The sequence below is a fragment of the Limnospira sp. PMC 1279.21 genome (assembly GCF_032349615.1).
Classification (GTDB): Bacteria; Cyanobacteriota; Cyanobacteriia; order Cyanobacteriales; family Microcoleaceae; genus Limnospira; species Limnospira fusiformis.
This window is the reverse complement of record NZ_JARPLU010000174.1, coordinates 1-9,453: the sequence shown is the minus strand read 5'-3', so window position 1 is coordinate 9,453 and position 9,453 is coordinate 1. Positions and strand designations below refer to the sequence as shown.

The following is a 9,453-nucleotide window of genomic DNA, read 5'->3' as shown; positions in this document are numbered from 1 at the left end:
CCCGGTTTTGGATGGGTTTGCAAATGGATTATGATCTGGATGTAGCTGAAGATGCAATCGGAGAAAAATTAAAAATGGAAGTTTGTTCCCGGCAAGACTAACAGTAAAGCAATACGAATATTACCGCGATTTACTACTCACCTTTCCCAAAACGGAGGCATAGATGACCGACTACAAGGCGATCGCCGAATCCAATAACTTTATCATTCTGGATCAATACACCAAAATACCGCAGAGCAATAGTTACCAAAGCGAAAGCGATTTACAGCGCGAATTGATTCAGGACTTAGTTAATCAAGGCTATCATTACCTGCCGAAATTAACCAAACCCCAAGCCATGTTAGCCAACGTGCGCGAGCAGTTGCAGACCCTCAATCATGTGCAGTTTACCGATAGCGAATGGCAGCGCTTTGTAGAAACCTTTCTAGATAAACCGGGCGACAGCATTATTGAGAAAACCCGCAAAATCCATGAAAACTATATCCATGATTTTGTATTTGATGATGGTCGCATTCAAAACATCTACCTGCTGGACAAAAAGAACCTTCCCCGCAACAAAGTACAAGTGATCGAACAATTTGAACAAAAGGGGACCCAAGCCAACCGCTACGATGTGACCATCTTAGTCAACGGCTTGCCGCTAGTGCAAATCGAACTCAAAAAACGCGGCGTGGCAATTCGTGAAGCCTTTAACCAAATCCATCGCTACAGCAAAGAAAGCTTTAACGCCGAACATTCCCTCTATAAATATTTGCAACTGTTTGTTATTTCCAACGGAACCAATACCCGCTACTTTGCCAACACCACCCAGCGCAATAAAAATAGCTTTGACTTTACGATGAATTGGGCGAAAGCGGATAACACCCTGATTAAAGACCTGAAAGACTTTACCGCCACCTTTTTTGAGAAAAACATCCTCCTCAGTGTCCTGTTGAAGTATTCGGTGTTTGATGTAAATAACACCTTGCTGGTGATGCGCCCCTACCAGATTGCGGCCACCGAGCGCATTTTATGGAAAATCAACAGCGCCTACCAAGCCAAACACTGGAGCCGTCTTGAGGGCGGCGGCTATATCTGGCACACCACCGGCTCCGGCAAAACCCTAACCAGCTTCAAAGCGGCGCGGCTGGCGACGGAGCTAGATTTGATCGACAAAGTGTTTTTTGTGGTCGATCGCAAAGACCTCGACTACCAAACCATGAAAGAATATCAACGCTTTTCGCCCGATAGCGTGAATGGCTCTGACAGCACTGCGGGGCTGAAGCGTAATCTGGAGAAAGATGACAATAAAATCATCGTTACCACCATCCAGAAACTCAATAACCTGATGAAAACCGAAAGCGACCTAGCCATCTATAAAAAGCAAGTGGTGTTTATTTTTGATGAATGCCACCGCAGCCAGTTTGGTGAGGCGCAGAAGAACTTACGGAAAAAATTTAAACGGTTTTATCAGTTTGGATTCACTGGGACGCCCATTTTTCCGCAAAACGCCCTGGGCGCAGACACCACCACCAGCGTCTTTGGTCGTGAATTGCATTGCTATGTAATCACCGACGCGATCCGTGATGAAAAAGTGCTGAAGTTCAAGGTGGACTACAACGATGTTCGTCCCAAGTTCAAAGCGATTGAAACGGAGCAAGACCAGCAAAAACTGAGCGCCGCCGAAAACAAACAAGCCCTGTTACACCCCGATCGCATTCGCGAGATTTCTGAATACATCTTGAAGAACTTCCGCCAAAAAACCCACCGCTTGCAAGGGGGCGGCAAAGGGTTTAACGCGCTGTTTGCGGTGAGCAGTGTGGACGCTGCCAAGCTGTATTACGAAACATTTAATAAGTTGCAAAAAGACCGCGAGAAACCTTTGAAAATCGCGACAATTTTTTCCTTTGCAGCCAATGAAGAACAAGAAGCCGTGGGGGAAATTTTGGATGAAAGCTTTGATGTATCAGCTATGAACAGCAGCGCCAAAGAATTTTTAAGCTCGGCGATCGCTGACTATAACGCCCTGTTTAAAACCAACTTCAGCGTAGATAGCAACGGTTTCCAAAACTACTACCGCGATCTCGCCAAGCAAGTAAAAGCCCAAGAAATTGACCTGCTGATTGTCGTGGGGATGTTCCTGACGGGATTTGATGCGCCCACACTTAACACCTTATTTGTGGATAAAAACCTGCGCTATCACGGTTTGCTGCAAGCCTATTCACGCACCAACCGCATTTATAATGCTACCAAAACCTTTGGCAATATCGTCACCTTCCGCGATTTGGAACAAGCCACCATTGACGCTATTACCCTATTTGGCGATAAAAACACGAAAAACGTGGTGTTGGAAAAAAGCTACAGGGAATATATGGAGGGCTTTACGGATGCGGTGACGGGTGAAGCACGGCGCGGCTTTTTGGAAATAGTCACGGAATTAGAGGAGCGTTTTCCCAACCCCGACGAGATTTTTTTAGAAACAGACAAAAAAGACTTTGCCAAGCTATTTGGCGAATATTTGCGCGTTGAAAATGTGCTGCAAAACTACGATGAATTTGCCAGCCTGAAAGCCTTGCAACAGGTGGATATAAATGACCCGGCGGCGGTGGCAGCGTTTAAAGTGGAACACTATTTAACTGATGAAGACCTGACGGCACTGCAAGCGATCAAAATTCCGAGCGATCGCACCATTCAAGATTACCGCTCGACCTACAACGATATCCGCGACTGGTTACGCCGGGAAAAAGCGGACGGTGAACAAGCAAAATTGGCGATCGATTGGGATGATGTGGTGTTTGAAGTGGATTTGCTGAAATCCCAAGAAATAAATCTGGATTACATTCTTGAGCTAATTTTTGAGCAAAACAAAAAGAATCAAAATAAAGGTGAGTTGATCGAAGAAGTGCGCCGCTTGATTCGAGCCAGCCTAGGCAATCGAGCCAAAGAAAGCCTGATTGTAGATTTTATTAATCAAACCAATCTCGATGAGATGGCAGATAAGGCGAGCATCATTGATGCTTTCTTTAAATTTGCCCAAGCCGAGCAAGCCCGCGAAGCAGATGAGTTGATTCATTCAGAAGGCTTGAATGAAGAAGCGGCGCGACGCTATATCAGTGCCTCGCTGAAACGCAAGTTCGCCAGCGAGAATGGGACTGAGTTAAATTCAACACTGCCTAAAATGAGTCCGCTTAATCCACAATACAAAACCAAAAAGCAGAGCGTTTTCCAGAAAATCTCGGCGTTTGTTGAGAAGTTTAAAGACGTAGGCGGGCAGATTTAGGACTACCCATTCACGAAAAAACGATAGGGAAGCCATTGTACCAAAACCCATAACCAATCACTGCACCCGACCGGATCGCCATATTCCCTTCTACTCCTACGACGTGGAAGATTTTGAGTTGAAATTGCAGAATCTACGGGAGTTGGGGCGATTGTGATTTTTACCAATCGCGATCGCTCTACCCTCATCACCCAAACCCCAACGGCGCGATAACCACTCACGAGAGGGAATGTTATACGCTACAATTTTCAATAAGTCTCTTTCTGGCAGGTTAGGCAGTGCGAAAACAGGAAGCCCTGACATTACTCGCAAATCACCAAAACACACTAAAAAATTTTGGCGTGAAGTCTCTGATGATCTTTGGTTCAGTGGCAAGGGATGAAGCGCACATAAACAGTGATGTTGATCTGCTCGTCGAGTTTGATCGTCCAGTTGGGTTATTCACTTTTGTCCGGTTGAAACGATACCTAGAGGAGATTTTAGAAAGATCAGTTGATCTAGGTACGCCCGACTCCCTCAAACTTGATCTACGAGAACCCGTTTTTCAGGAGGCGATTCGTGCCTTCTAGGAATTGGAAAAATAGAGTAAGAGACGTGCTGGCTGCGATCGCTGAAAATAGAGAGTTTGCCAAGGAGACTACCTTTATATTGCCACGGTGATTATTGCACCAATGACGACAAAAGGGAAAGCCTACCCGACGCGAATTGCCTGCCAGTTTCAGGGTACAGTTTGATCAAACCTTGCCATTATTGATATTGTAGGAGTGATTTGTGAAAGCCCGTGACTTGCTCAAGCCAGGTGAAAAGGTGGTTGTTATTTTTACAGCCGAAGGTAGCCAAAACCCAATTCGGTATCTTCCTTGATGTAGCTTTAATTCTGGAACAATGGCTGAAGTCGGCGAGAGTTGAAGGAGCGATCGCTGAGTGTGGCGGTAGCCGTATCGCCTTTTGTCGGGTGAATGTTTGGGAAGCCGATAAAAATGCCTTTTCCGGGTTTGATGTGTATCCGAATTTACCCTTTGAGGCGGAGCAGATGGAAACCTTTATCCGGTGATTCTTTGCCCAGAGTGATTAAAAACAGTAACTCCTGGCAGTAAAGACTTGTAGCTTTTTGAGGCTAAGGTGCATATCCCCTTGATTCTGTATAACATCCACCTTTAAAAAAGGCTGAACCCCTTGCCAGTTCAGGAATTGGGCGAGGAATCAAGTTTTGTGTATGCTAGATCTAGCAATTTTTGACACCTCTTAGTTTTAGGGAGAAATTTTACTATGAAAATCAAACTCAAATTAAAAACTGATCCTGAAGGGAAGTTATTATTACAACTTCCCCAACAATTAGCTAACAAAGAATTAGAAATTGTTATTAGTGATTTGGTTGAAGAAACAATACCAACACCTGAAGAATTAGGTTATCCTGCTGATTTTTTTGAAAAGACTGCGGGCAAGTGGGAAGGTGAAGTTTTAATTAGAGAAGAATTAGTAAATTGTGATGAGAGAATTTGGGATATTGAATCATGATTTATTTGTTAGATACCAATACCTGTATTCAATATTTAACGGGACGTAATCTTAATGTAATCAATAAATTTAAAATTACTCCTCGCCAAGATATTTGTTTATGTGATGTAGTCAAAGCAGAATTATATTTGCTTGTCGTAGTGCTAAAAAAGAGCAAAATCTAGCTTTATATGAGTTATTTTTCTCTCAATATGTTAGTTTACCCTTTAATGGTAAATCAGCGAAAATTTATGGTGAAATTCGCTCGGAATTATCAAAATTAGGTACTCCTATAGGTGCTTATGACTTTCAGATTGCGGCTATTGCTTTAGCTAATAATCTGATTTTAGTAACTCATAATACTAAGGAGTTTCAAAGAGTAAAAAGTTTACAACTTGAGGATTCGGAGTAAAATATTTAATTTTTATTATTGAAACTCAATCTTATGCTATTGTTGATATATATACAAAATGTATTTAACCTACAAGGGAATGTGAATGGGATGAAAACAAAAACCAAAAGGAGACGGAGACAAAATTATGAGTATCTCGCCGAAACGACTTAAAGAAATCCAGAATATTCCTGATTCTGCCATTGATACATTACGGAGGTTATTATGTCTGACTTATTCTTAGAACAAAATCAACTTAAAAATATGATTAAAGAAATTGTTGTAGAACTATTTACTGAAAGTGAGGAAGATTTTTTAAATCTCTTGGCAAGTAAATTAGTAGAAACAACACTTAAAAAGAAGATTCAAGAAGAATTAGATTTAGAACAATCTGCTAATTTGTATGCAGAAATATATCAAGAAAGTAATGAACTTAAAGAATTAACTGAGTCAGCATTATTGGATTTTGTAGAATGAGTAAACTAGAAATAGGAATGATTATTGACGTTAATCTTGAGCCAACCAAAGGCTCGGAAACAGGGAAAATTCGTCCTTGTATTATTGTGACCAATAATACTTATAATCAAAGAGTTCCTATAATTCAAGTTGTTCCCATAACTGAATGGAATAGTAAAAAAGCCAAAATTAAAACTAATGTTGAAATTAATCCTTCTTCTGTTAATGGATTAACCCAAAAATCTATTGCTGATTGTTTACAAACAAGACCAATAGATCAACGGTTGAAGTTCTGCAAGAATTAATCAATCTGGCTCAAGATATTAAAGCCGCCCGCCAACGGGGCGAGGAACAAGGACTTTCTGCGGATGAAATCGCCTTTTATGACGCTCTGGCGGAGAATGAAAGCGCCGTGGAAGTGATGGGCAATGACAGCCTAAAAACGATCGCCCATGAATTGCTAATGAGCCTGAAATTGACTGGGCGCATCGGGAAAGTGCGCGCGCTCGTCTCCGTAGCACGGTTAATTCTAAATTTCGCACCAATAAACCTGAGATATCACAAAGCAAAATAATTGTCAAGCTATCTCCCTGTGGTAGGTTGAAATAGTTGCTAATTGCGATCGCTGAAAACAGAGAGTTTGCCAAGGAGACTACCTTTATATTGCCACGGTGATTATTGCCCCAATGACGACACAAGGGAAAGCCTACCAGACGCGAATTGCCTGCCAGTTTCAGGGTAAGGAAGGGCAAATTGTTCTCGACCAAACACCATCGATAAAGCTCCATTGGTCAAAAAGATGTTTTCCCAATGAGCCAAGGGACGGCGCGATCGCTCTACCCTCATCACCCAAACCCCAACGGCGCGATCGCTCCTTACCCGGACGATAAACGATGCTGTAGGCAGTATGCTAAACTCAAAGTCTATTTATTCGATGTCACTAAAAGATGACCAAAACTTTGAGCTGGGCTGGACTCCTGGGGTTGAGTTGTGGATTATTGGCTTGTGGGCAGTTGACAACTGGGCAGACTACTGAGCAGACTATAAGACCATCTTCGGAGTCTTTTCTACCCCAAAACGCTGCGATCGCCTCATCTCCCGTTACTGTATCCAGCCCCTCTGGGTTGGCATCGAGGCACTACAACGCCGAGGCAATTTATACAGAATTTGAGCGTTTGACCCGGCGAGCCTGTCAACAACAGGAAAAAATTGTCGGGAATTTGCGTTATCAGCTCTGCACGATGACTGACTCCCAGGGCTTGATTCAAGTGGTTTATGCCTCTTCATCTCTGGCTAGTGAGGGTGATGGTGCCGGATATTGGCTCAATGAGAACGCAGATATCTATGCAATTCGCTACTTCCACTCTGATGAGGTTTTTGTGCTACTCCCAGAAGCTCGCCAGACCATTGTAGAGTTAGTTGGAAACCGACAGATAAACGTGACTACAGATAAAGCCCGTTGGCATCAGCTAGAACTCGATGCGAGAAAGCAGATCATGGAAATTTCTGCACAGTTTGACCTCAATAATTCCACAGTCAGCAATCAGCCAACTTCAGACCGCCAAGAAATACAACCCATTGCCCTTATGTTTTGGCAACCGGGAGCCTTAGCCGGGGCAGGGTTGCCTACCCCAACCATTGAAAAAATGGCGCTCAACGTGACTACAGATAAAGCCCGTTGGCATCAGCTAGAACTCGATGCGAGAGAGCAGATCATCGAAATTTCTGCACAGTTTGACCTCAATAATTTCACAGTCAGCAATCAGCCAACTTCAGACCGCCAAGAAATACAACGCATTGCCCTCATGTTTTTGGAACCGGGAGCCTTAGCAGCAGGGTTGCCTACCCCAACCATTGAAAAAATGGCGATCGCTGATGACACGGCTTTACTTACTTGGCAGCAAGGGGAAACAGCCGGGATGATGTTGCTCCGAAAAGAACAGGGGCAATGGGGAGTTTTGACCTATGGCGGCGGTGCAATTGACGCAACAACTCTATCTGAGTATAATGTTCCCCAGACGACAGGTGAAGCCCTGCTCAAGCAGTTAAACCTCAACTAAATTTATGCAGATTATTGGCGGGGGCGATCGCTACTCTTGTCGGGTAGGTTAGTCAAATTTAGCCAGGGTTTCTCATGTCAACTAGGGGGTATTTTCTGACTGGATCACTCAAGATTTCTCAATGCACTATTTGGTCGTTTTGTCAATAGGTAATTTCTAGTAATTTATGCCTGACTCCCACCAGAATACCATGAAAAATTTAGCCCCAACTCCTGCAGATGCTCTAATCGCCGCCCTCCATGAACCGGGACGGGAAAACCTCCTTGATTTAGTCCAAAATCCCTTGTGTTTGACGATGCTCTGCATGATTTGGGATGGGTCGTTGCCGGACACTCAGGCGGAGTTATATCAGCGTTACCTGCGAAAAATTTATGAGTGGAATCAGAATTTAAATGACTTGGAAAAGTATGCGGAAGTTTGTGGCACGAATACCACGAAATTAAAGCAGAATTTGAATCGGCAATTGGGGGAACTGGCAAAGGCGGCGCTGAATTTGCCCCGGCAGCGATTTCGGTTATCACAGGCTTTGGTGGAAGAGCATCTAGGGGAGGAATCAGATCAGACTTCGTGGGCTTATTTGGTGTTGCGGTTGGGTTGGTTAAATCGGGTGGGCAGAGATGGACGCGGCGATAGTATTTTTGCCTTTTATCATGCGACGTTTCAGGAGTATTTTGCAGCGTTGGCGGTGGAGGATTGGGATTATTTTCTGCCTCGGAATCATGTTGATTCTCCGGTGGCGGGGAGGCGGTATCGGATTTTTGAGAAGCAGTGGAAGCAGGTGATTTTGTGTTGGTTGGGGCGTAAGGAGATTCAGGCTCAGAAGAAGGAGGAGTTTATTCGGGCGTTGGTTGAGTTTGAGGATGGGGTCAGAGATTTTTATGAATATAAAACATATTTGCTGGCTGCTGCTGAAATTAATCAATTTAAGACTTGTTCTCTGGCTACCGATATTGTGCGGCAGGTGGTGAAGTGGGGGTTTGGTTATTTCAATACTGAAAAACAGGAATGGCAAACCTTTTTAGAACCCATCGAAGAAGCGGCGAGAGAGGTGATACCACAAACCATTAGACCCTTGGCGATGTCCGCACTGATTGAACTTATTGAGAATTGCCCAGAAAAGGACAGTCGGATGCAGGCAGCAGAGACTTTAGGGAAAATCGACCCAGGAAATCCCAAGGCGATCGCTGTATTGCTCGAAATTATCCGCACCACTGAGAATGAATGGGCCCGTTGGCGGGTAGCAGATAGTTTAGGGAAAATCGACCCAGGAAACCCTGATGCGATCGCTGTATTGCTTGAAATTATCCGCACTACTGAGAATGAAAATACCCGTTATCAGGCAGCATTTAGTTTAGGGGAAATCGACCCAGGAAATCCCGATGCGATCGCTGGTTTGCTCGAAATTATCCGCACCACTGAGGATAAATTGACTCGTTGGCGGGCAGCATGGAGTTTAGAGGAAATCGGACAGGGAAACCCTGATGCGATCGCTGGTTTGCTCGAGATTATCCGCACGACTGAGGATGAAGATACCCGTAGGCGAGCGGCATATAGTTTAGAGGAAATCGGTGTCGGAAATCCCGATGCGATCGCTGGTTTGCTCCAAGTTATCCGCACCACAGAGAATGAATATACCCGTATTCAGGCGGCAGAAAGTTTATGGAAAATCGGACAAGGAAATCCTGATGCGATCGCTGGTTTGCTCCAAGTTATCCGCACCACAGAGAATGAATATACCCGTATTCAGGCGGCAGAAAGTTTATGGAAAATCGGACAAGGAAATCCTGATG

The 9,453-nt window shown here is 44.1% G+C and carries 11 protein-coding genes; all 11 read left to right on the top strand.

Features of this window, described 5'->3' with window-relative positions:
- Window positions 1-163: 163 nt before the first annotated feature.
- A complete protein-coding gene (locus P5683_RS20075) occupies window positions 164-3,259 on the top strand; it encodes a type I restriction endonuclease subunit R (protein WP_315640963.1) in 3,096 nt (1,031 codons plus the stop codon).
- 278 nt (window positions 3,260-3,537) lie between these two features.
- Window positions 3,538-3,828: a nucleotidyltransferase family protein gene (locus P5683_RS20070; RefSeq protein ID WP_008053734.1), complete on the top strand. Its 291-nt coding sequence runs from the start codon at window positions 3,538-3,540 to the stop codon at window positions 3,826-3,828.
- Window positions 3,829-4,040: 212 nt separating this feature from the next.
- A complete protein-coding gene (locus tag P5683_RS20065) occupies window positions 4,041-4,313 on the top strand; it encodes a hypothetical protein (protein ID WP_315641981.1) in 273 nt (90 codons plus the stop codon).
- 215 nt (window positions 4,314-4,528) lie between these two features.
- Complete coding sequence (locus P5683_RS20060; protein WP_006623775.1) at window positions 4,529-4,777, top strand: hypothetical protein; 249 nt, start codon at window positions 4,529-4,531, stop codon at window positions 4,775-4,777.
- A 121-nt stretch (window positions 4,778-4,898) separates the two neighbouring features.
- The gene (locus P5683_RS20055) at window positions 4,899-5,168 is read left to right on the top strand and encodes a type II toxin-antitoxin system VapC family toxin (RefSeq protein WP_315640964.1); all 270 of its coding nucleotides are present in this window, start codon (window positions 4,899-4,901) and stop codon (window positions 5,166-5,168) included.
- A gap of 204 nt (window positions 5,169-5,372) precedes the next feature.
- Entirely contained in the window at window positions 5,373-5,624 is a 252-nt protein-coding gene (locus tag P5683_RS20050; RefSeq protein ID WP_006623777.1) for a hypothetical protein, read from the top strand.
- Entirely contained in the window at window positions 5,621-5,908 is a 288-nt protein-coding gene (locus P5683_RS20045) for a type II toxin-antitoxin system PemK/MazF family toxin (RefSeq protein WP_006623778.1), read from the top strand. Before P5683_RS20050 ends, P5683_RS20045 begins: the two co-directional genes overlap by 4 nt.
- Window positions 5,857-6,177: a type I restriction enzyme endonuclease domain-containing protein gene (locus P5683_RS20040; protein ID WP_039932364.1), complete on the top strand. Its 321-nt coding sequence runs from the start codon at window positions 5,857-5,859 to the stop codon at window positions 6,175-6,177. Before P5683_RS20045 ends, P5683_RS20040 begins: the two co-directional genes overlap by 52 nt.
- 97 nt (window positions 6,178-6,274) lie before the next feature.
- Window positions 6,275-6,493, top strand: a complete 219-nt coding sequence (locus P5683_RS20035) for a hypothetical protein (protein WP_315663177.1) — start codon at window positions 6,275-6,277, stop codon at window positions 6,491-6,493.
- A 57-nt stretch (window positions 6,494-6,550) separates the two neighbouring features.
- On the top strand, window positions 6,551-7,663 hold the full coding sequence (locus P5683_RS20030; RefSeq protein ID WP_008053724.1) for a hypothetical protein: 1,113 nt from the start codon (window positions 6,551-6,553) through the stop codon (window positions 7,661-7,663).
- A gap of 166 nt (window positions 7,664-7,829) precedes the next feature.
- A partial coding sequence (locus P5683_RS20025; RefSeq protein WP_315657567.1) for a HEAT repeat domain-containing protein occupies window positions 7,830-9,453 on the top strand: 1,624 nt, incomplete at its 3' end.